The 20,495-nt window shown below is 69.4% G+C and carries 19 protein-coding genes; 4 read left to right on the top strand and 15 right to left on the bottom strand.

Features of this window, described 5'->3' with window-relative positions:
* Positions 1-2: 2 nt before the first annotated feature.
* The 6 genes from VFX14_13365 to VFX14_13340 all read right to left on the bottom strand — a co-directional run bounded on the left by VFX14_13365 (position 3) and on the right by VFX14_13340 (position 6,183).
* Positions 3-1,445, bottom strand: a complete 1,443-nt coding sequence (locus VFX14_13365; protein ID HEU5190669.1) for a M48 family metalloprotease — start codon at positions 1,443-1,445, stop codon at positions 3-5.
* Between the two features lie 14 nt (positions 1,446-1,459).
* Complete coding sequence (locus VFX14_13360; GenBank protein HEU5190668.1) at positions 1,460-2,191, bottom strand: ABC transporter ATP-binding protein; 732 nt, start codon at positions 2,189-2,191, stop codon at positions 1,460-1,462.
* Entirely contained in the window at positions 2,188-2,910 is a 723-nt protein-coding gene (locus VFX14_13355) for an ABC transporter ATP-binding protein (protein HEU5190667.1), read from the bottom strand. The genes VFX14_13360 and VFX14_13355 overlap by 4 nt, the downstream gene beginning before the upstream one ends.
* The gene (locus VFX14_13350) at positions 2,907-3,890 is read right to left on the bottom strand and encodes a branched-chain amino acid ABC transporter permease (protein ID HEU5190666.1); all 984 of its coding nucleotides are present in this window, start codon (positions 3,888-3,890) and stop codon (positions 2,907-2,909) included. Before VFX14_13350 ends, VFX14_13355 begins: the two co-directional genes overlap by 4 nt.
* A gap of 17 nt (positions 3,891-3,907) precedes the next feature.
* Positions 3,908-4,789 (bottom strand): branched-chain amino acid ABC transporter permease, encoded by an 882-nt coding sequence (locus VFX14_13345; GenBank protein HEU5190665.1) that lies wholly within the window; start codon positions 4,787-4,789, stop codon positions 3,908-3,910.
* 104 nt (positions 4,790-4,893) lie between these two features.
* A complete protein-coding gene (locus VFX14_13340) occupies positions 4,894-6,183 on the bottom strand; it encodes an ABC transporter substrate-binding protein (protein HEU5190664.1) in 1,290 nt (429 codons plus the stop codon).
* A gap of 165 nt (positions 6,184-6,348) precedes the next feature.
* Here VFX14_13340 and VFX14_13335 point away from each other — a divergent pair, with 165 nt between their 5' ends.
* Positions 6,349-7,440 (top strand): hypothetical protein, encoded by a 1,092-nt coding sequence (locus tag VFX14_13335; protein HEU5190663.1) that lies wholly within the window; start codon positions 6,349-6,351, stop codon positions 7,438-7,440.
* A gap of 18 nt (positions 7,441-7,458) precedes the next feature.
* Here the strand turns inward: VFX14_13335 and VFX14_13330 are convergent, their stop codons facing one another.
* From VFX14_13330 to VFX14_13305, 6 genes are read right to left on the bottom strand one after another with little or no spacing between them, the layout of a single operon-like run.
* Positions 7,459-8,817, bottom strand: coding sequence for an aspartate aminotransferase family protein (locus tag VFX14_13330; GenBank protein HEU5190662.1), 1,359 nt, complete (start codon positions 8,815-8,817; stop codon positions 7,459-7,461).
* A 31-nt stretch (positions 8,818-8,848) separates the two neighbouring features.
* Complete coding sequence (locus VFX14_13325) at positions 8,849-9,709, bottom strand: carbohydrate ABC transporter permease (protein HEU5190661.1); 861 nt, start codon at positions 9,707-9,709, stop codon at positions 8,849-8,851.
* Between the two features lie 4 nt (positions 9,710-9,713).
* The gene (locus VFX14_13320; protein HEU5190660.1) at positions 9,714-10,685 is read right to left on the bottom strand and encodes a sugar ABC transporter permease; all 972 of its coding nucleotides are present in this window, start codon (positions 10,683-10,685) and stop codon (positions 9,714-9,716) included.
* 21 nt (positions 10,686-10,706) lie between these two features.
* Positions 10,707-11,996 (bottom strand): extracellular solute-binding protein, encoded by a 1,290-nt coding sequence (locus tag VFX14_13315; GenBank protein ID HEU5190659.1) that lies wholly within the window; start codon positions 11,994-11,996, stop codon positions 10,707-10,709.
* 52 nt (positions 11,997-12,048) lie between these two features.
* Complete coding sequence (locus VFX14_13310; GenBank protein HEU5190658.1) at positions 12,049-12,474, bottom strand: cupin domain-containing protein; 426 nt, start codon at positions 12,472-12,474, stop codon at positions 12,049-12,051.
* A 42-nt stretch (positions 12,475-12,516) separates the two neighbouring features.
* Positions 12,517-13,749: an ABC transporter substrate-binding protein gene (locus VFX14_13305; GenBank protein HEU5190657.1), complete on the bottom strand. Its 1,233-nt coding sequence runs from the start codon at positions 13,747-13,749 to the stop codon at positions 12,517-12,519.
* Positions 13,750-13,853: 104 nt separating this feature from the next.
* Between VFX14_13305 and VFX14_13300 the strand changes: the two genes are divergently transcribed.
* Together VFX14_13300 and VFX14_13295 are read left to right on the top strand one after the other, a co-directional pair.
* Positions 13,854-15,191 (top strand): crosslink repair DNA glycosylase YcaQ family protein, encoded by a 1,338-nt coding sequence (locus VFX14_13300; GenBank protein ID HEU5190656.1) that lies wholly within the window; start codon positions 13,854-13,856, stop codon positions 15,189-15,191.
* A gap of 152 nt (positions 15,192-15,343) precedes the next feature.
* Complete coding sequence (locus VFX14_13295) at positions 15,344-15,664, top strand: hypothetical protein (protein HEU5190655.1); 321 nt, start codon at positions 15,344-15,346, stop codon at positions 15,662-15,664.
* An 8-nt stretch (positions 15,665-15,672) separates the two neighbouring features.
* Here the strand turns inward: VFX14_13295 and VFX14_13290 are convergent, their stop codons facing one another.
* Together VFX14_13290 and VFX14_13285 are read right to left on the bottom strand one after the other, a co-directional pair.
* A complete protein-coding gene (locus VFX14_13290; protein HEU5190654.1) occupies positions 15,673-17,274 on the bottom strand; it encodes a Na+/H+ antiporter in 1,602 nt (533 codons plus the stop codon).
* Positions 17,271-18,479 carry an FAD-dependent oxidoreductase gene (locus tag VFX14_13285; GenBank protein HEU5190653.1) on the bottom strand — a complete coding sequence of 403 codons (1,209 nt, stop codon included), beginning with the start codon at positions 18,477-18,479 and terminating at the stop codon, positions 17,271-17,273. Before VFX14_13285 ends, VFX14_13290 begins: the two co-directional genes overlap by 4 nt.
* A 29-nt stretch (positions 18,480-18,508) precedes the next feature.
* Here VFX14_13285 and VFX14_13280 point away from each other — a divergent pair, with 29 nt between their 5' ends.
* Positions 18,509-19,300: a PIG-L deacetylase family protein gene (locus VFX14_13280; protein ID HEU5190652.1), complete on the top strand. Its 792-nt coding sequence runs from the start codon at positions 18,509-18,511 to the stop codon at positions 19,298-19,300.
* A 6-nt stretch (positions 19,301-19,306) separates the two neighbouring features.
* Here VFX14_13280 and rho read toward each other — a convergent pair whose 3' ends face one another.
* On the bottom strand, positions 19,307-20,269 hold the full coding sequence (gene rho, locus VFX14_13275) for a transcription termination factor Rho (protein ID HEU5190651.1): 963 nt from the start codon (positions 20,267-20,269) through the stop codon (positions 19,307-19,309).
* Positions 20,270-20,495 lie beyond the last annotated feature (226 nt).

The raw sequence follows: 20,495 nt of genomic DNA, 5'->3' as shown, positions 1-20,495 counted from the left end.
CGTCACGCGCCGCCCGCCGCAGCATAGCGCTGCGCCACCGGCACTTTGACCGGCCAGCCGGCCTCGAGCTTCGCGTCGGGCGCCCGGCCGTTCGCCACCGCCACGCGCGCCGCGTCCCACGTGCCGCCACCTCGCGCCAGCACCTGGGCCACCGTCTCGCCGCCTCGGGCGCCGCGCAGCCGCAGCCGGCTCTCCACGATGCGTTCGCGATCGGCGGGACGCAGCGGCCGGAAGCTCCGCGCGGCCCGATCCAGCACGGCGCCGTAGCGGTCCCAGGCCCGGCGCGGGGCGATGCCCATGACGCGGAAAACGCGCTGCCGATGGGCGATCCAGGTCAACGCCACTCGGTCGCCGTCGCGCGTCTCGGCGACCACTCGGGCGGCGGGCAGCCCGGAGATCGGAAGCCGCTCGAGCCGCTTGAGATCGGCATCCTTGAGGCCATCGGCCTTGGCGCCGGCAATGGGATCGGCGCCCGGACCAGCCACGCCGAGCAGCACCGCGGCGTCTCCCTCGGGCGGCGCCACCGCGCCGGCAGCCTCGGGCGTGTTGGCCGTCTTCCACCCCGCGGGCGTCTCCATGGCGACGTCCAGCCCGGGGTGGACGAAGAGCGTGCCGAGGAAGACGCCGGTGGCGGGATTGTCACCGACCACGAGCCCCTCGAACCGGCCAAGGAAGGCGCTCCGCGTCCCGGCGATCGGAGCGGCCGGCGCCCGCGTTTGCTTGCGGGCGAGCTCCCGAATGGTGGCCACGCGCTCGCGGCTCGAGGGGTGGGTGGCGAGGAAGCCGACCCGGTCAGGATCGCCGCCGGCGAGCGCCTCCTCCTCGTGCAGCGTATGAAGGGCCGCGGCGAGGCCGAGGGGATCCCAACCCGCACGCGCAGCCAGCGCGATGCCCCGCTCGTCGGCCTCGCGCTCCTGGTCGCGGCTGTACGGCGCGAGCGTGACCTTCGACAGGAGCTGGCCGGTGCCGCCCACGATGCCGCCGAGAGTCGGACTCACCGTGCCGAGGATCGCTGCGGGAACCCCGAAGAGCACCGTGAAGGGCGTGGTCGCGCGGGCCTGGCGGGCGGAGTGGCGCTCGGTCACGTGCGACATTTCGTGGCCCAGCACGCCGGCCAGCTCGTCCTCCGTGTTCAGCAGCACGAGGAGCCCGCGCGTCACGTAGACCCACCCACCGGGAAGTGCGAACGCGTTCGGTGCTTCATCGTCGGCGACGTTGAACTGCCACGAGATGTCGGGACGCTGAGCCCTCTCGGCGAGGCGGCCCGACACGCGGCGCACGTACTCGAGGGGCCGCGGGTCGTGCACGAGCCCGATGGTTTGCTCGACCTCATCCGCCGCCTCGCGCCCGAGCTTCTTCTCCTCGCTGGGGGAGACGGTGGCGCACCCGCCGCCCAACATGGCCAGCGCGGCGAGCATCCCGCAGCCCCATTCACGGCGCGTCATCGCCGCCGGTGTCGTCATAGGGCGACGTCCCCCAGGAAAATGCGCTTGACCTCCGCCGATTGGAGCAGCTCCGCGGAGGGCCCGCTCAGGATGGTGCGGCCGGACTCCAGGATGTAGCCGCGGTCGGCGAGCCGCAGCGCCAGCTCCACGTTCTGCTCGATGAACACGATGCCGATCCCCCGCTCGTCGCGGATGCGCCGCATGAGCCCGCCCAGCTCCTCCACGATCCTGGGCGCCAGGCCCAGGAAGGGCTCGTCGATCATGAGGAGACGCGGACGCGCCATGAGGCCGCGGGCGATCGCCACCATCTGCTGCTCGCCGCCCGAGAGCGTGTGGCCGAGCTGGCCGCGGCGGCTCGCGATGACCGGGAACAGCCGCTCGACGGCGGCGAGGCTCTCCGCGCGGTGCGGGCGCGCGGTGAGATTGTGAGCGCCCAGCAGTACATTGTCGAGCACGCTGAGGAAGGGGAAGAGCCGCCGCCGCTCGAGCACGTGCGCGAGCCCCTCGCCCACCGTCCGATGCGCGGGCAGCCCGTCGATGCGCTTGCCGCGAAACGTGATGCGGCCCGCGCGCGGCGCCATGAGGCCGGAGATCGTGTTCATGAGCGTGGACTTACCCGCGCCGTTCGGGCCGAGTACCGTCACGATCTCGCCTTCGCGCACCTCCAGCCCGGCCTGCCACAGCACCTGGAAGTCGCCGTAGGCGACGTCGAGGTCCTCGACGCTGAGCAGCAGGGGCGCCGTCATCCGGCGTACGCCTGGCCGAGATAGGCCTCGACGACCCGCCGGTCCCGGGTGACCGCGTCGGGGGCGCCGTCGGCGATCTTCTCACCGAGGTACAGCGCCACGATCCTGTGGGCGACGGCGGTGATCACCCGCATGTTGTGCTCGATCACCAGCAGGGTGAGGCCGTCGCGATGGAGCTCACGCACGAGCTGGACGAGACCGGGAATGCTCCGCTGATCCACCCCGCCCGTCACCTCGTCGAGGAGGAGCACGCGCGGCTCGGTGGCGAGCGCCCGGGCCAGCTCGAGGCGCTTGCGCTGGCCGGTGGACAGCGTGCGCGCGTGCGCGTGCGCCTTCTCGCCGAGCCCGACGCGGTCGAGCAGGGCGAGCGCCCGCTCGCGGGCGTGACGCACGTCGTGCGTGCGCGTGAGCGCACCCACCATCACGTTGTCCACCACGCTCATCCCCGCGAACGGCCGGAGCTTCTGGAACGTCCGGGCGATGCCGAGCCGGCACACCCGGTCGGGCGAGAGGCCGGTCAGCCGCTGGCCGTCCAGGCGCACCTCGCCCGCGTCCGGGTAATAGAAGCCGCTGATCACCTCGAAGAGAGTGGACTTGCCGGAGCCGTTGGGGCCGATGATGCCGACGAGCTCTCCCGGCGCCACCTCGAAGGAGATGTCGCGGTTGGCGATGATGCCGCCGAAGTGCTTGGTGATACCAGAGACGGCGAGGAGGCTCACGATGCGACCCCCGCGGCGCCGGTCGCGCGGGACACGCGCCGGCGGCCGGTCAGGCTGGCGAGCCAGGGCACGAGCCCCTGCGGCGCGAAGCGCATGATGAGGATCAGGGCCACGCCGTAGATGATGAGGTAGATGCCCACGAGCCCCGCGCCGATGCCGCCGAAGCGCGCGCGGAGATAGGTCTCGAGCACGGTGATGAGGGCCGCGCCGAGAAAGGGCCCCAGCGCGGTGCCCAGCCCGCCGGTGACCGCGGCCAGCGCGAAGCGCACGGAGAGATCCACCGAGAACACGTAGAACGGGTCCACGAACCCGACGTACTGCGCCCAGAGCGTGCCACACACCGACGTGAGGGCCGCGCTCACCGCGATGGCAGCGACCTTGAGGCGGCGCGCGGGCACGCCCAGCGATAGCGCGGCATCCTCGTCCTCGCGCACGGCGGCGAGCTGATAGCCCCGGCGCGAGCGCTCGAGGTAGAGCTGGATCAGGTAGAGGCCGATCGCGAGCGCCAGCATCAGGTACACCCACATGCGCTTGTCCACCAGGCCGAGCGTCCAGAAGCCCGAGCGGAACGGCACCGGGATGCCCTCCGAGCCCGACGTGAAGCCGCGCCAGCGGCTGCCCACGATCAAGAACACCTGGGAGAACGCAATGGTCGCTAGCACGAAGTAGGGGCCGCGGAGGCGATTGCTGAGGAAGCCGATGACGAAACCCATCACGGTCGCCAGCGCCGCGCCCACCACCATCGCGATCCACGGGGACACGTTCCACTTCGTGCCCATGAGCGCCGCCGAATAGGCGCCCAGGCCGAAGAAGATGGAGTGGCCAAGCGACACCTGGCCGGCATAGCCGGCCGCCACGTTCCACGCCGCGGCCACCGAGCCCCAGAGGAGGATGAGGATCAGCCCGTCCAGGAAGAAGGCGTCGCGCACGACGAGCGGCACGAGCGCGGCGAAGCCGAAGAGCGCGAGCGCAGGTGCCACGCTTCGCAACGCCGCCGTCATACGCCGATGTTCTCGGCGCCGCGCTGACCGAACAGGCCGGCCGGGCGCACCAGCAGGATCGCGATGAAGAGGAGGAGGTAGAGGACTTCCTTCCACGCGGTGCCGATCACGTAGGAGCCCACCACTTCCACCGTCGCCACGATCAGGCTGGCGATGACGGCGCCTGCCATGTCGCCGAGACCGCCCAGCACCACCGCCACGTAGGCGATCAGCACGAACTGAAGCCCCGCGGTGGGATAGACCGGATAGACCGGCGCCAGCAGCACGCCCGCCACGCCCACGCATGTCACGCCCACCGCCCACGTGAGCGAGTACACCCGCCCGGTGTCGATACCCATGAGCGAGGCAGCCTGGCGATCCTGGGCGGTGGCGCGCATGACCTTCCCCGTGTACGACCAGCGGAGGAACGCGAACAGCGCCGCGGTGGCGAGCACCGCGACCAGGAACGCCACGGCCTGGGCGAGGTTGAACGCGGCGCCGCCGAGCCGCACCACCACGGCGTAGTACGGGGTACGGATGAACTGAGCGTCCGCCGTCCAGAGGACCAGCGCCAGGTTCTGGAGCGCGATGGACAGACCGACGGTGGTGAAGATCTGCACATTGTGCGAGGCCTGGATCACCGGACCCATCACCAGGCGATACGAGAGCCAGCCGCCCGCGAAGATCACCGGCAGCGCCAGGACCAGCGTCACGTAGGGATCCAGGCCCAGGAGGGCGAAGGACCAGAAGGCGAGATACATCGCGAGCATGAGGAACTCGCCGTGAGCAAAATTCACCACGCGCATCACGCCGAAGATCAGGGTCAGGCCGACCGCGATCAGGGCGTAGATGCCGCCCAGGAGGAGGGTGGAGACGGCGAGCTGGGGGACGGCGTGCACGTCAGGCCGCCCGCCGGCGCGTCGAATGCGCGACGCCCCGGGGAGCGCCCGGGGCGTCGAGGCACACGCGCGAGAGGACGTCGATCGCTATGTCGGCTGCTCCATTACTTCCGCTGGTCCCAGGGGCCGAGCGGAATCCACTTGCCGCGCTCGCTCGTGAACTCCTCCGGCCACACCGTGACCATCTGCCCGTTCTGCCACTGCAGCATGTAATGCTGCACGCGCGGGTTGGAGTTCTGCCCATTCTCGTCGAACTTCACGCCCCAGCCGTTGAGCGCGCTCCCCGTGGGGAGGTCGAGCCCGAGCACGGCGGCGCGGAACTTGTCGGGATCGTCGGTCTTGGCGGCGTCCAGCACCAGCTTCAGCACCCAGAGCCCGCCCCCCGCGAGCTGATGCCCGCCCGCGATGTCGTTGCCGGTCTTCGCCTTCACCGCCTCGCGATAGGCGCGCTCGATGCGCTGGCCTTCCGGCCGCATCTTGTCGATGAGGAAGCCGGCGCCGGGCTCGAGGAGGGCGAAGGGGCCGTTGCCGTCGGCGCCGAAGGCCTTGCCGAAGTCCGGCGAGCCGTAGCCGGTGGCGCCCGCGTGCACCACCGCCTTCACCTGGAAGTTCTGCTCCCGCGCCTGGCGCCAGAAGAGGATGGCGTCCTGGTTGCGCGCGATGTGATGCAGGATGTCGGGGTTCTGGCTCTTGAGCTTGAGGATCACCGACGTCAGGTCGTTGGTGGTGAAGGTGTAGTACTCCACCCCCGTCTCCTGCATGCCGAATTCCTGCTTCGCCCGCTGCCGGGCTGTCTCCGTCACGCTCTGCCCGTAGGACGAGTCCTCGGACAGATAGGCGATGCGGAGCTCATTCGGCTTCTTCCCCAGGCGATGCGCGAGATGCTTGGCGATGAACTCGATGTTGTACCAGCCGAACCCGGTGCCGTCGATCTCCGTGCGGTAGATGTTCTTGAGCCCGCGCTTGGTGAGGCGAGGATCCACGCAGGACGTCTCCCAGTAGATGACGCCCTGGCGAGCCGCGGCCTCGCTGGCCGCCCCGCAGAGGGTAGAGGAGAAGGTACCGGCGATGATCTTCACGGCGCCCTGCGTCGCCAGGCGGGTGGCCTCGGAGGCGGCCACGGTGGGATCGACGGCGTCGCCCACCACGAAGGTGAGCTTCTTCCCCATCACGCCGCCGAAGCGCTCGTTGATGAGGTCGCGCATGATCTCCATGCCCTCGAGATGGCGCTTGCCCTCGGCGGCGAGATTGCCGGTGAGCGGCTCGAGCACGCCGATCTTGTACTCGCCGCTGAGCCCCTGCTGCGCCTGACCGAGCGCGCCGGCGCCGAGCGCCAGCGCCACCACCCCGACCACCGCGACCAACGTCTTCACGGGCCACTTCGCGTGCCTCATGCGAGCTCTCCTCTGTGTGAGCGCAGATGCGATGCTGGCCCGCCCCAGATCCGGGGGAGGCGACGGGGGAGATAGTACCCCATTTCCAGTGGGGGCCCGGCCCGCCCGTTCCCCCGTCGGCTCATTCCTTGGGGCACGGGAACCCCTGTCGTAGAATCCCGGCTGATGCGGAGTGGCCCGGGGCGCGCCCGACGCCTGATGGTGCTGGCACTCCTCTCGGGGCTGAGCGTGACGGGTTGTCAGCGCCCGGGCCCGCCGATCTCGGCGACCCGCGTCGCCGAGATCCCCGACGTGAACACGCCGGGCTCCTACATGGACGTGCTGGCCCTGGCCCAGGACGGCAGCCGCGTGGCGACGGGCGAGCGCGGCGGGGTCATCCGCGTGTGGACGGCCGAGGGCGCCCAGGGGGTCTCCGTGGGCGCCTATCGCCAGGGCATCACCGATCTCGCCTTCTCCCCCGACGGCTCGCTCCTCGCCACCATCGGCCGCCACCGCGAGAGCACCCTACGCCTCTGGCAGGACGACCGCGCGGGGAACTGGAAGGAGACGGCGGCGATCCCCATCGGGCGCTGCCTCTTCCTGCGCTTCGATGCCGCGGGGGCGCTGCTCGGCGTGGCCTGCGAGCGCGACGTCATGGTCCTCGAGGTGGCGACACGGCGGATGGCGGCGAGCCTGACCAATCCACATGCCGAGCCCCTCACCGCCTTCGACCTCTCCGCGGATGGACGCCGCGCCGTCACCGGAGGCCACGACGGCGGGGTGACCGTGTGGGAGCTCGCCGGCAGCGCGCCGGTGCGCACCTTCTCGGTGCGGCGGTCGCGCCGAACCTACGGCCCGCCCAAGGGCGTGGAGATCGACACCGCGTGGGCCGTCGCCGCGGCGCTCTCCCCCGATGGCAAGCGCGCCGCCGTCGCGACCATCGAGGGCAGCCTCTTCGTGTGGGACCTCGACACCGGCGCCGAGCTCCTCGCCGACGTGGACAACGACGCCACCGGCCCGCCGCACGGCGGCCTTCGCTTCACCCCGGACGGCCACCTCCTCGCGCCCACCGGCGACCGCGCCGGCATGCGCCTCATCGACGTGGCCCGCAAGCGGTCGCAGCTCGTCACGTCGCGCGGGAAGGCCTTCCACGCGATCGCAGTGGCCGATGACGCCACGCGCTACGCGGTGCTCACGTCCACGCTGGGCACGCGCCAGCTCACCTACTCGGTGGACGTCTGGCGCATCCTCCTGCCGGGCCCCGCCGACCGACGCTGAGGCGGCGGCCGCCGCCGCCTACGCCGCCGGCGTCGTCTCGGTCAGCGCCTTGTCGAAGCGGCGCAGGACCTCGTCGATCTCCGCCTCCGTGATGATGAGGGGCGGGCAGAGGGCAATGGTGTCGCCGAGGTTGCGCACGATCAGGCCCTGGGCCTGAGCCCGCGTCTGGAACACCCCACCCACCGTACCCGGCGGATCGAACGGCGCTCGCGTCGCCTTGTCCTTCACCAGCTCGACCGCGCCGAGCAGGCCCACCCCCCGCACGTTGCCCACCAGCGGGTGATCGGCGAAGCGCCGGAGTCCAGCCTGCAGCCGCGGCGCCACGCGGCCGACGTGGCCCAGGAGGTCGCGCTCCTTCATGACGTCGAGCGTCTCGAGCGCCACCGCGCAGGGCACGGGATGGCCGGAGTAGGTGTAGCCGTGGGCGAACACGCCGACCTTGTCGCTGCCCGAGACCAGCGCCTGGTAGATCCCCTCGGAGATCGCGGTGGCCGAGATGGGGAGATAGGCGGAGGACAGCGCCTTTGCCATCACCATGATGTCGGGCTTGAGGTCGTAGGTCTCGGACCCGAACATCCGGCCGGTGCGCCCGAAGCCGCAGATCACCTCGTCGGCGATGAAGAGCACGTCGTGCTTCTTGAGCACGGCCTGCACCTTGTCGAAGTAGGTGCGCGGCGGCACCACCACGCCGCCCGCACCCATGACCGGCTCGGCGATGAAGGCGGCCACCGTCTCGGGATCCTCACGTTGTATTTGCGCGTCCAGCGATTCGGCCATGCGGGTGGCGAAGTCCTCCTCGCTCTCGCCCGGGCGCCCGTGACGGTAGAAGTCCGGGCAGTCGGCGTGGCGCATCTGGGGCAGCGGCAGGTCGAAGTTCCGGTGCGCCGAGAGAATGCCGGTGAGGCTGCCGCTCGCCACCGTGATCCCGTGGTAGCCGCGCAGCCGCGAGATGATCTTCTTCTTCCGCGGCCGGCCGAGCACGTTGTTGTAGTACCAGACGAGCTTCACCGCGGTGTCGTTGGCCTCGGAGCCCGAGTTGTTGAAGAAGATCTTCGACATGCGAACGGGCAGGAGCTCGATCAGGCGCTCGGCGAGATTGACCGCGGTGTCGTGAGCCTTGGAGTTGAACTGATGGTAGTAGGGCAGCCGCCGCATCTGCCGGATGGCCGCCTCCACCAGCCGCTCCTCGCCGAAGCCCAGCGAGGCGCACCAGAGCCCGGCCATGGCCTCGATGTACTCGCGGCCGGCTTCGTCGCTGACGTAGATCCCGTGTCCGCCGGTGATGACCAGCGGCCCCTCCTCCTCGTGCTTCCTGAGGTTGGTGAAGGGGTGGAGCTGATACGCGATGTCACGCGACGCGGTCGAGGTGGTCGGCATCACGGTTGTCCTTTCCTGAGCCCTGGCATCCTCAGCCCTTGACGGAGCCGGCGGTGAGGCCCTGCACCATGTACTTCTGGAAGAAGAGCACGAGCAGCACGGCGGGCAGCGCCCCCAGGAAGCCGGAGGCGGCGATCACCGAGTAGTCGATGTTGATCTGCCCGTTCATGCCCGCGATCACGGGGGGCAGCGTGGTGGTGCCCGGCTTGGTGTTGAGCACCTGGGCCACGATGAACTCGTTCCAGCAGAGCATGAAGGTAAAGGCGCCCGCGGCCACCAGTCCAGGTCCCGACACCGGGAGCACCACCCGGTAGTAGGCCTGGAGGCGATTGCAGCCGTCCACGAGCGCGCTCTTGTCCAACTCCGACGGCACCGTCTCGAAGTAGGCCTTCATGATCCACACCGTGAACGGCAGCGTGAACGAGCAGTATGCCACGATGAGCCCGCTCAGCGTGTTCTGGAGCCCCATCGCGCGCAGCATGAGGAAGAAGGCCGGGATCAGCACCACCGTGGGCAGCATCCGGGTGAAGAGGAGGGCGAAGAGCGAGAACGTCTTGAGCGGAAAGCGGAAGCGGGCGTAGGCATAGCCCGCGGTGGTCCCGATCACGAGGTTCAGCACCGTCACGAGCCCGCCGACCACCAAGCTGTTGATCATCGCCGGGATGATCTTGGACGCCTGACCCTCGGCGTGGAAGCGGACGAGGCCCAGGACCATTCGATAGTTGTCGAACGTGACCTCGGGGGGAATCACGGAGAAGGGCCGCGCGAGGAGATTTCGCTGATACGAGATGCTCGTCACGAACAGCCACACGAACGGCCCGATCAGCCACAGCGTGATTCCCAGCACGAGGCCGTAGAGCACCAAACGGCTCCCCGCGCGCGGGCGCGCCATCGCCTCAGGCCTCCGGCTCGAAGCGCGCCAGGATCAGGCGCTGATACACGACGGTCACGAGCAGGCAGAGCGCGGTCAGCGTGTAGAGGATGGCGGTGCCGGGACCGAACTTGAAGAACGCGAAGGCGGTCTGGAAGCCGAGCCAGGAGATCGTGGTGGTCTCGTTGGCGGGCCCGCCCATGGTGAGCACGTAGATGAGGTCGAGCATGAGGAAGCCGTTGACGGTGGCGAGGACGAGGACCAGGAACAGGATGGGCCGGAGGGCGGGCAGCGTCACGAAGCGGAACCGCTGCCAGTAGCCCGCGCCGTCCACCTCGGCGGCGCTGTAGAGATCCTCGGGCACCGACTGCATCCCGGCGAGGAAGAGGAGCGTCGCGAACGGCGCCTGATTCCACATGTAGACGGTGACGAGGACATTGAGCGCGGTGAACCCGTCCTTGAAGAAGGCGACCGAGCGATCGATGAGGCCCCAGTTGTGCAGGAGCCCGTTGAGAGCGCCGAACTCGAAGTCGAGGATGCCGACCCACAGCAGTCCCACCACCACCCGCGAGAGCGACCAGGGGATCAGGAGCAGGCTCCGCATGAGCGGGCGGCCCGCGAAGCGCTCGTTGAGGACGAGCGCCATCCCCAGCCCCATGACGGTGGCCTCCAGCACGAACGCCCCCACGAAGTAGAGGGTGCGCCAGAGCGAGCTCCAGTAGAGGGGGTCGTCGAAGATCCGCGCGTAGTTCTGGAGGCCCACGAAGCGGAAGAGGGGCACGCGCACACCGAATACCTCGATGGCGGGCCCGGTGGTGCGAAGGAGATTGACGTCGGTGAACGAGAGCCACAGCGAGTAGGCGAGCGGGAACACCACGACCACGAAGATGCCGAGGAGCGCGGGCAGAATGAGGGTGAACGCGAACCAGCCCTCGGACAGACGGAGCGACATCCGTCCCGTCCGCGCGCCCTTTGCGACCGGCAGCGCGCCTTCCACGGCCCGCGGATCCCTCGCGCGCTACACGAGCGACTTCTGGAGCGCGACGAGCTCCTTGAGCCCCTTGGGCACCGCCGTCGTCCCCCGGATCATGTTGTGGACGATGGCCACCGCCTTCGTGTCGTACTCGCCGTACCACGGCTCCTTGTAGGCGGCGATGACCTTGCCCTTCTTGTACTGCTCGCGCAGGAGCTTGAGGTCGATCCACTTGTCGTACGACACGATGATCTCCGGGTGGTCGTACATCTCGGGATACGGATTGTCGAGGCCGGAGATCAGACACCACTGCCGCTGCACGTACCAGTCCCCGTTGAGGTTCCCGCCCAGGAAGCGCGTGAGCTTCCACGCGTCCTCGAGATTCTTCGACTTGGCGTTGACCACGTACGAGTCCGTCCACATGTAGGACTGCCCGGTGCCCGGATACATGACCATCTTCGCCTTCTTGGGAGCGAGCTTCGAGTTCTCCGGCTCGGCGGCGATGGTCTTCAAGTAGTACGAGTGGTTGGTGTGGTACGCGTACCGTCCCGTCCAGAACAGGCGATGCGTATCGGTGGAGGAGGTCTTGGTGAGCACCTCGGGATTCACCAGATCGGCCTTGTACACCTTCTGCCACCGCTCCATCGCCTTGGCCGCCCCCGGCTCCTGATCGACGATGACGCGGTTCTTGGCGTCGAAGACGTTCGCCCCCTCGGAGAAGCAGTCGCTCATGAACTGCGGCATCGTCCCCGAGGGGCTGTTGTTCCAGTTGGGGAGGAACGGCGTCTCGCTCACCTTGTCCTTCTTGAGCTTCATGCAGTGCTCGACCAGCTCGTCCCAGCTCTTCGCGGGCGCCTTGATGCCGGCCTGCTGGAGCATCGGCTCGTTGTAGATGAGGATGAAGAGGCTCGTGAAGTACGGCAGGCCCAGGAGCTTCGTTCCGTCCTTGCTCTTGAGGCTGTCGAGGTTGGCGGGGGTCATCTTCTTCTTCAGCTCGTCCACGCCGGGCAGATCGTCCACCGCGCGGAGGAGGCCGTTCTCGTACCACCGCTCGCGGTTATTGTGGTTGCAGTACATCACGTCCACGATCTCGCCCGCGAGGGCCCGGGTCTCCATGGTGGGGTGGTACTGCGCCCACGGGATGGCCTCGTACGTCACCTGGCCGCCGTGCTTCTTGTTGTAGAAGTCGATGTAGTCCTTTACGGTGTCGGGCTTGAACACCCAGCCGGAGAGGTTGATCGGCTTGTCCGCGCGGGCGAGGCCCCAGCGTCCGTCCGCGAGCACCGCGGAAGCGAGAAGGCCGGCCGTGCCGAGGAATACGCGACGCGTCGTCATGATGAGCTCCTCCCCTGCCCGGGCGCTCGCCGGGCTCGGTGTGAAGGCGCGGCTAGCGAGCGGCCGCCTGGGCCGGCATCTGATCCATCACCACCGTCTGGTGCACGGCGGGCGAGTAGATCTCAAGGATCTCGACGTCGTCCGAGCAATCGAGCTCGTTGTGCACGATGCCCGCCGGCTGAAGCACGCAGTCACCGGCCTGGAACGTGTGCTCGCCCTGCCCGTCGTAGACGAACCGGATCCATCCCTTCAGGACGTAGAACATCTGGAAGTCGCAGAGGTGCCGGTGGAGCCCGGTGGTGTGGAGCGCGTGATCGCCATGGGCTTCCTTCTTGATGCGGATCACGTGGGCCCGGAACTGCCCCTGGGTGGCGGCGTCGACGCCGAGGTCGCGATACTCCATGAAGCTCCGCAGCCCCGTCTTGTACACCGCGTCCTGGGCCCGGCTGACACTGAAGGTCTGCTTGGTCTCGCTCATGGCGACTCCTCCGATGTCCGTGGTGGGGGGAGTGTAACACCCTCAGCAGTGACGGCAGGGCGGGAAGTCGCGCGAGTACACGGGCTGTTTCAGGAACTCCTCGGGGTTGTACGTCCAGAACTGGCTCACCCGCGGATAGGTGTGGATGACCGTGTTCTGGAGCTTCCCGCCCACGCGCTCGACCTTGCGGATGTAGATGTTCTGGGTGGGGTTGCCGTAGGGGTCCATCTCCACCGGCCCGCGCGGCGCATCCCCCACCTTCACCGCGCGCAGTGCGGCCATGAGGGCGGCGCGATCCTCCACCTTGCCCCCCACCGCCTTGACCGCCTCGGCGAGGATGCGCGCGCCGGTGTAGCAGTTCTCCCCGTAGAAGCCGGGCAGCCGCTGATAGGCCTTCTCGTAGGCGGCGCGGAACTTCTGATTGGCGGGCGTCTCCAGCGCGGCGGAGTAGTGGTGCGCGCTGATCACGCCGAGGGACTCATCCCCCAGCTGCGGCAGCACGTGCTCGTCGCTGTAGGTGCCGTTGGCGAGGAGGGGAAGCTTGCCGCGCAGCCCGCTCTCCGAGTACTGCTTGGCGAAGAGCAGCGTCCAGCGGCCCAACCCGTTGACGAACACGGCGTCGGCGTCCTTGCGGATCTGGCCGAGATAGGGCGCATAGTCCTGGACGTTGAGCGGCACCCACATCTTCTGGATGATCTGGCCGCCGTTGTCCTCGAATGACTTGTGGAAGCCGCCCACCGTCTCCCACCCGAAGGCGTAGTCGAGGCCGATGGTGACGATCTTCTTGTAGCCGAGGGTCTTGGCCGCGTACTCCCCGAAGGGATGCATGTTACCCCCCGCGGAGAACCCGGTTCGGATGAGCCACTTCGGGCGCTTCCGCTGGGTGAGATCGTCGGCGGAGTTGATGGGGTACATGGTGGGAATGCCCTGCTGCTCGACGTACGGCACGAGCGCGTAGGCGACGTTGGACAGGATCACGCCCATCAGCATGTGCACCTTGTCGCTCTCCAACAGCTTGCGCGCCTTGGCCAGGGCGGTGGCGGGCTGGCCCTCGTTGTCCTCGAGGATCACCTCGACCTTGCGCCCGGCCATCTGCCAGCCCGTCTCCTGCCAGTAGAGCTCGCAGCCGGAGTACATGTCCTTGCCGGCGGCCGCGATGGCCCCGGACAGCGGCGAGATGAAGCCGATCTTGATGGGCGTCTGCGCGGCCGCGGGGCCCCACGTCGCCAGCAGCACGAGCATGCTCAGCAGGGCCAGCCTCGTCATCACGCGCATACGCAGGCTCCTCGGCGCCAGGGTGAGCGGGACGATCCTCGTCGGCCCGGATGGTAGCAGCAGACGGCGCTCGACCGCCAGATCGGTGCTACCGTGTCCTCGCCATGCCCACGCACTCCGCTCCGTCCCCCGGGCCCACCGCGGCCGCGCCTCATCGAGCCGTCGTCTCGCCACGCGCGGTGGCCGCGCTGTTCCTGGAGCGGCAACACCTGACGCGGCCGCGCACGCAGCGGCTGACGCCCGGCCGGCTCACGCGCTTCGTCGAGGACGTGGGCGGCCTCCAGCTCGACTCCATCAACGTGCTCGAGCGCGCGCACTACCTCACCGCGTGGAGCCGCTTCGGGCCCTATCAACGGGCGAGCCTCGATCGCATGATTTATCGCCGTCGTCTGCTCTTCGAGTACTGGGCGCACGCCGCCTGCCTCGTGCCGGTCTCCACGCTGCCGTGGTGGCGGCGCGCGATGCTCGACTACCAGGGTCGCCACACCGGCTGGTCGAAGTGGCTCAAGAGGAACTCGCGCCTCATCACGGAGGTCACTGACACCCTCCGCAGCAACGGTCCCATGAGCCACGGCGAGTTCGAGCAGGGCGCGCGGCGCCGGGGGCGCGGCGGCTGGTGGTCGTGGAGGCCGGTGCAGCACGCGCTGCACCACCTGTGGATGACCGGCGTGGTCGCCATCCACGGCCGCCAGCACTTCCAGAAGCGCTACGACCTGCTCGAGCGCGCGCTGCCCGGCGTCACGACGGAGGCGGTATCCGTCGAGGACTTCCGCCGCTGGCACGTCGAGCGCTCGCTCCATGCCATGGGCGCGGCCACCGACAAGGATCTCGCCGGCTATCTCACCTTCCCCCGCTTCTTCGCGGCCGGACGCCGGAGCGGCCTCCGCGCCCTGATCGAGGGCGGTGATGTCACTGAGATCGAGGTGGAGGGTCACCGGGGACGCTGGCTCATCCTCACGCGCGATCTGCCGGCGCTTCGACGCGCCGAGCGCCGCGCCGCCGCGTCCACCGGGACGACCCTGCTTTCGCCCTTCGATTCCTTCCTCTGGTATCGCGGCCGCGTCGCCCGGCTGTTCGGCTTCGACTATCGCATCGAGGTGTACACCCCGCAGGCCAAGCGCGTGCACGGCTACTACACGCTGCCGATCCTCCACCACGGGCGGCTCGTGGGCCGGGTCGACGCCAAGACGCATCGCGCCGACAAGCGACTGGACGTCCGCCACGTCCACTTCGAGCGCTGGCTGGCGAACGGCGGTCAGCCGCCCGCCGGCCTACCGGGGCCGCTCGACGTGGACGAGACGCTGATGGGAGTGGCGGATGCCCTCGCCTCGCTCGGCCGCTTCGTCGGGGCCGAGCAGCTCACTCTCGCACGCGTGACGCCCGGGCGCCTACGCGCCCCCCTCGCCCGCGCGCTACGGCAGGGCCCAGTCTCCCCGTCCTGAGCGGTGCGACCCGGTACCTAGTACGCGGGGCGTGCCCTTACGGGATCCCAGAACACCACATTCATCAGGGGTTACCGGGTCTCGGGCTGGCTGGCCCACGCCATGCAATCACATGAAGCATGAATCCCCAACGAGGACTCCGTGGACTGGTCGTGGTGATGAGCTTCGTATCGGCCGCGATGGTCGCAGCCATGGCCTCGGCGGCGCCGCCGCGCATCGGCACTCAGGTCTCGCCGACGCTCGGCCCGACGGCGCAAGGCACGATCGCGTGGGCCAGCGCGAACGGCGAGTACCTGCGCTTGAAGGATGGGACGCAACTCATCGTGCCGGAGAGTGTGAACGTTCCGCGCGCGATGCTGACCCAGTCCCACCACATCAAGGCGTTCTACACGCCGACGAGCCGCGGGAACGTGGTCTCGGTGATCGAGGTCCTGGCTCTCCACCCGGGCAACGGCGGCGGGATCGAGGGCTAGGCGCGGGCCTAGGTGGGACCCAGGCCCCCCTCGAGCCGGGTCTCACCGAGCCCCAGCCGTATCGCCTCCACGTCGAGCTCGTGCTCCAGTCGCTGGAGCACCTCGTCGCTGATCACGCCCCGGTCACGAAGGTCGATCAGCGCGTGCCGCTCGGCCGTCAGCAGGTCATGGCGGACCCGCCGGCGGACCGCCCGCTCGCCCGCATCATGCCCCTCGCCCAGCACGATCGGCGTCGCACGTTCGACCCGCTGCGTGTAGGACGCGCGCAGTCGCTCGATCTCCTCCCGGCCCACCGGGCTCCCGTCCACCGTTTCCAGCCGGCCGAGCGCCGCGCGCGCGGCCGCCTCGCGCGCGAAGGCCTCCTCGAGCTCGAGCGAGTCGTCGTGCCCCAGGCGTAGCCAGTGGATCAGGGGCGTGAGGCTCAGTCCCTGCACGACCAGCGTGGAGAGGATCACGGCGAACGTGAGCAGGATCACCTCGTCGCGATAGGGGAAGGCCAGCGGCAGGGCCAGCGCGGCGGCGAGCGAAACGATCCCCCGCATGCCCGTCCACGCCACGAGGAAGACGTAACTCGCGGGCGGGATGGGGTCGCGGCGCCGCAGGGACGGGCTGACCCAGCGGGGAATCAAGGTGGCGAGGGGCACCCAGACGAGCCGCACCACGATCGCGGTGACGCTGACCACGGTGCCCTGGATGAGGAGCGCGCCGAGGTCCTCGATGAGCCCGCCCGCGCGGATGGCCCCCAGCTGAAGCCCGATTAGGATGAAGATCAGCCCATTGAGGATGAAGAGAAGGAGGTCCCACACCGCGCGCGACTGGATGCGGGTCACCGGGGGCACGATCGAGCTGAAGCTCTGGCGCACGTAGAGCCCGCCCACGACGCAGGCAAGCACCGCCGAGACGTGCGCCCGTTCCCCCAGCACCCACGCCGCGTAGGGCGCCAGCAGGGTGATCGCGATCTGGCCCAGGCTGTCATCGGTGAGCCGGAGCGCCCACCGCGTGGCGAGCCCCACCACGAGTCCCACGAGCACGCCGCCCAGGGCGGCCACGGCGAACTCGCGCAGCCCCGCCTCGAGCGTGATCATTCCCCCCGACACGGCGAGCGCCACGCTCACGCGGTAGAGGACGAGCGCGGCGGCGTCGTTGATGAGGCTCTCGCCTTCGAGGATCGTCACGAGCCGGTGCGGGATGCGCAGGCGCCGCGCGATCGCGGTGGCCGCGACGGCGTCGGGCGGCGAGACGATGGCGCCGAGGGCGAAGGCCACGGGCCAGCTCATGCCGGGCACGACCAGGCGCGCCGCCCCCGCCACCGCCACGGTCGTGACGAGGACCAGGCCCACTGCCAGCAGCACGATCGGCCGGAGATTTCCCCGGAAGTCGCGCAGCGACGTGAAGTAGGCCGCCGCCCACAGCACCGGAGGCAGGAAGACCAGGAACACGAGGTCGGGATCGAGCCGGACCACCGGGACATTCGGCACGAGGCTGAGAGCCAGGCCTCCCAGCACGAGCAAGATCGGGTACGGGATCATCACCCGGCGGGCCAGCGTCATGAGGACGAGCACCGCCACCAGCAACAGCACGATGAGCTCGAGGTGGTAGGGCGTGCTCATTGCAGATGCTCGGGGCGTATCCCCAGGCCGATGAGCCGCGCCGTCAGGCGGCGGAGCGCGGGAATGCGCCGCAGCGCGCGCGCCAGGAGCGGGGGGCGCATGGGCCGACCGCTCTTGAGCGCGCGCGAGACCAGGCTCCACTGGAGCAGAACCTGGATGCGCTGGGTCACGCGCGTGGGCCATTGCCGCCGGCGCTGGACACGCTCGAGGAGCGCGTCGCTGATACGCCCCTCGCGCAGCGGCGCGGCCAGGATGTTGGCGGCGGCCACGGCGTCCTGGATGGCGAGGTTGATGCCCACCCCGCCCACCGGCGACATCGCGTGCGCCGCGTCGCCGATGCAGAGGATACCTGGCTGATGCCAGCGCGGCAGCCGATCGACCCGCACGGTGAGGAGCTTCGCGTCGTCCCAGGACCCGATCTCGGCCGCGCGATCGGCGGCGAAGGGCAGCAGCTCACCGATCTCCTGCCGGAACCAGTCGAGACCCCGCGCGCGGATCGCCTCCAGCGTGCCCTTGGGGATGACATAGCCGCATTGCCAGTGCGCCCCGCGATTGACCACGATAAAGATCCGGCCCCTGTCGAAGCGGGCCAGGGGCTGCTCGGAGTCCGAGGGCCGTCGCGAGAGGCGGAACCAGAGCACGTCCATGGGCGCGCCCAGCTCCGTCACGGACAGCCGGGCCGCCCGTCTCAGCACCGAGTCCCGGCCGTCGGCGGCCACCACCAGGTCGGCTCGCACCGCCAGCGGCCCCTCGGGAGTCACGGCCTGCACGCCCACGACCCGGCCGTTGTCCATCCGCACCCCTAGCACCTCGGCGCGCATCCGAAGGTCAAAGGTGGGATAGGTCCGCGCCCGGCTGGCAATGAAATCGAGGAAGTCCCACTGCGGCATGAAGGCGATGAACTTGCAGCGGGTCGGCAGGTGGCTGAAATCCGCCAGTGTCACGACCTCGGCGCCGAACCGGGCCCGCAGCGTGGGAAACTCCTCGTGCGGCAGGGCGAGGAACTCGTCGAGGACGCCCAGCTCGCTCATGAGCTCGAGCGTCGAGGGATGAATGGTGTCGCCCCGGAAGTCGCGGAGGAAATCCGCATGCTTCTCCAGCACGATCACCGACACGCCCGCGCGCGCGAGCAGGAGCGCGAGCATGAGGCCGGCGGGGCCGCCCCCGGCGATGCAGCACTGTGCTCGCGCGGTCTGGCCGCCCATATCCCCAGTGTTACACTGACGGCCACGCCATGAGCCAGACCCAGGACGCGGAAGGCACGCCGGGCATCCCCGAGCGGGCCGGTCCGGCTCCCGCGGACGCGCCCGAGCCCGCGGCGCCCGAGCGCGTGATGTCCATCCACGCGCACCCCGACGACCAGGAGTTCACCATCGGCGGCACGCTGGCGAAGTGGGCCAAGGCGGGCAGCCACATCACCACCGTGTGCATTACCAGCGGCGGCGCCGGCTCGAACGAGTGGACGCCCAAGGACATGACGCGGGAGCGCCTGGTGAAGATCCGCGAGGAGGAGCAGCGCGCGGCCTGCCGCGTGCTCGGCGTGGCCGAAACCGTCTACCTCGGCTACGAGGACGGGATGCTCGAGCCGTCCATCCCACTGCGCCGCGAGCTCACGCGGCTCATCCGACGCTACCGCCCCAACGTGGTGATGTGCGGCGACCCGACCGTGCGGTACTACGGCAACGTCTATCTCAACCACCCCGACCACCGCGCCGCCGCCGACGTGGCGCTGGACGCGGTGTTCCCGTCCGCAGAGACCCGTCTCATCTTCCCCGAGCTGATCGACGAGGGGCTGGACCCGCACCACGTGGACGCGGTGTGGATCCACGGGGCGGAAAAGCCGGACACGTGGGTGGACATCACCTCCACCCTCACGGTGAAGCTCGCGGCGCTGCGCGAGCACCGGACGCAGATGGGCGAGTGGGACCCCACCGAGATGATCACGGAGTGGGCCCGCGAGCAGGGACGGAAGAAGAAGCTGGACGCCGCCGAGGCCTACCGCGTGATGCGGCTCGGCGGGGCCTGAGGCCCGCTAGCCGCCGAGGCTCTTCAGGAAAGCGGCGTTGTTCGGGGTGAGCTTCAGGCGGTCGAGCAGCATCTCCATCGCCTCGGCCGGCTTGCGGCCCGACAGCGCGCGGCGCAGCAGGTGGATCTTCTTCAAGTCGTCGGCCGAGAACAGGAGCTCCTCGTGCCGCGTGCCCGAGCGGATCATGTCGAAGGACGGGAACACCCGCCGGTCGGCCAGCTCGCGCTCGAGGTAGAGCTCCATGTTGCCGGTGCCCTTGAACTCCTCGTAGATGATCTGGTCCATCCGCGAGCCGGTGTCCACCAGCGCGGTGCCGATGATGGTGAGGGAGCCGCCCTCCTCGATGGCCCGCGCGGCGCCGAAGAAGGCGCGCGGCATCTGGAAGGCGCGGCTGTCGATGCCGCCCGACATCGTGCGTCCCCGCGAGGTGAGCTGATTGTTGTAGGCCCGCGTCATCCGCGTCAGCGAGTCGAAGAGGATGAGCACGTCCTTCTTTTGCTCGGCCATGCGCTTGGCGCGATCCAGCGTCTGCTCGGTCACTTCGATGTGGCGCGCGTAGGGGTTGTCATTGCTGGAGGCCACCACCTCGGCGCCCGTCTTGGCCAGGGTCATCCGGAAGTCCGTGACCTCCTCGGGCCGCTCGTCCACGAGGAGCACGATCACCTGCACCTCGGTGTGATTGGTCAGGATGGCCTTGGCGATCTGCTGGAGCAGAGTGGTCTTGCCGGTGCGCGGCGGCGCCACGATGAGCCCACGCTGCCCCTTGCCGATGGGGCAGATCATGTCCATCACCCGCATGCTGATCTCGTCCGGCGTCGTCTCCAGCCACAGCCGCTCGCGCGGCTGGATGGCGGTGAGGCTCTCGAACAGGGACGGAGGCGGCGGAGTAGGGATGGGAAGGCGAGGGCCTTGCCCGGGCTGCTGCGGACGGTGGCCGCGGCCGTGCGGGCGACGGGAGCGTCTACTCAAGCGTGGGTACGCCCATGGGAATCAGGTACTCCCCGCTAACCTAGCGCGGACCATGCCTTGAAGTCTACCAGTTCCTTTGGGCTCATTCCCGAAGTGCACCGGCCAGGAGGCCGCGGAGCAGGAAGCGCTGGAGCGCGATCACCAGCACCAGCGGCGGCAGGCTCGCGAGCATGGACGCCGCCGCGATGTCGCCCCAGGGCACCTCGAAGACGCCCGGAAACAGGGC

The sequence above is a fragment of the Candidatus Methylomirabilota bacterium genome, from assembly GCA_035764725.1.
In the GTDB taxonomy this organism is placed as follows: domain Bacteria; phylum Methylomirabilota; class Methylomirabilia; order Rokubacteriales; family CSP1-6; genus DASRWT01.
This window is presented reverse-complemented; position numbering and strand designations above follow the sequence as displayed.

Coding starts and splice junctions, on each gene's coding strand:
- VFX14_13300 (HEU5190656.1), top strand. CDS start 13,854: ATGCCCACGCACTCCGCTCCGTCCCCCGGGCCCACCGCGGCCGCGCCT.
- VFX14_13360 (HEU5190668.1), bottom strand. CDS start 2,191: ATGACGGCGCCCCTGCTGCTCAGCGTCGAGGACCTCGACGTCGCCTAC.
- VFX14_13335 (HEU5190663.1), top strand. CDS start 6,349: ATGCGGAGTGGCCCGGGGCGCGCCCGACGCCTGATGGTGCTGGCACTC.
- VFX14_13330 (HEU5190662.1), bottom strand. CDS start 8,817: ATGCCGACCACCTCGACCGCGTCGCGTGACATCGCGTATCAGCTCCAC.
- VFX14_13280 (HEU5190652.1), top strand. CDS start 18,509: ATGAGCCAGACCCAGGACGCGGAAGGCACGCCGGGCATCCCCGAGCGG.
- VFX14_13365 (HEU5190669.1), bottom strand. CDS start 1,445: ATGACGCGCCGTGAATGGGGCTGCGGGATGCTCGCCGCGCTGGCCATG.
- VFX14_13310 (HEU5190658.1), bottom strand. CDS start 12,474: ATGAGCGAGACCAAGCAGACCTTCAGTGTCAGCCGGGCCCAGGACGCG.
- VFX14_13290 (HEU5190654.1), bottom strand. CDS start 17,274: ATGAGCACGCCCTACCACCTCGAGCTCATCGTGCTGTTGCTGGTGGCG.
- VFX14_13285 (HEU5190653.1), bottom strand. CDS start 18,479: ATGGGCGGCCAGACCGCGCGAGCACAGTGCTGCATCGCCGGGGGCGGC.
- VFX14_13315 (HEU5190659.1), bottom strand. CDS start 11,996: ATGACGACGCGTCGCGTATTCCTCGGCACGGCCGGCCTTCTCGCTTCC.
- VFX14_13305 (HEU5190657.1), bottom strand. CDS start 13,749: ATGCGCGTGATGACGAGGCTGGCCCTGCTGAGCATGCTCGTGCTGCTG.
- VFX14_13340 (HEU5190664.1), bottom strand. CDS start 6,183: ATGAGGCACGCGAAGTGGCCCGTGAAGACGTTGGTCGCGGTGGTCGGG.
- VFX14_13325 (HEU5190661.1), bottom strand. CDS start 9,709: ATGGCGCGCCCGCGCGCGGGGAGCCGTTTGGTGCTCTACGGCCTCGTG.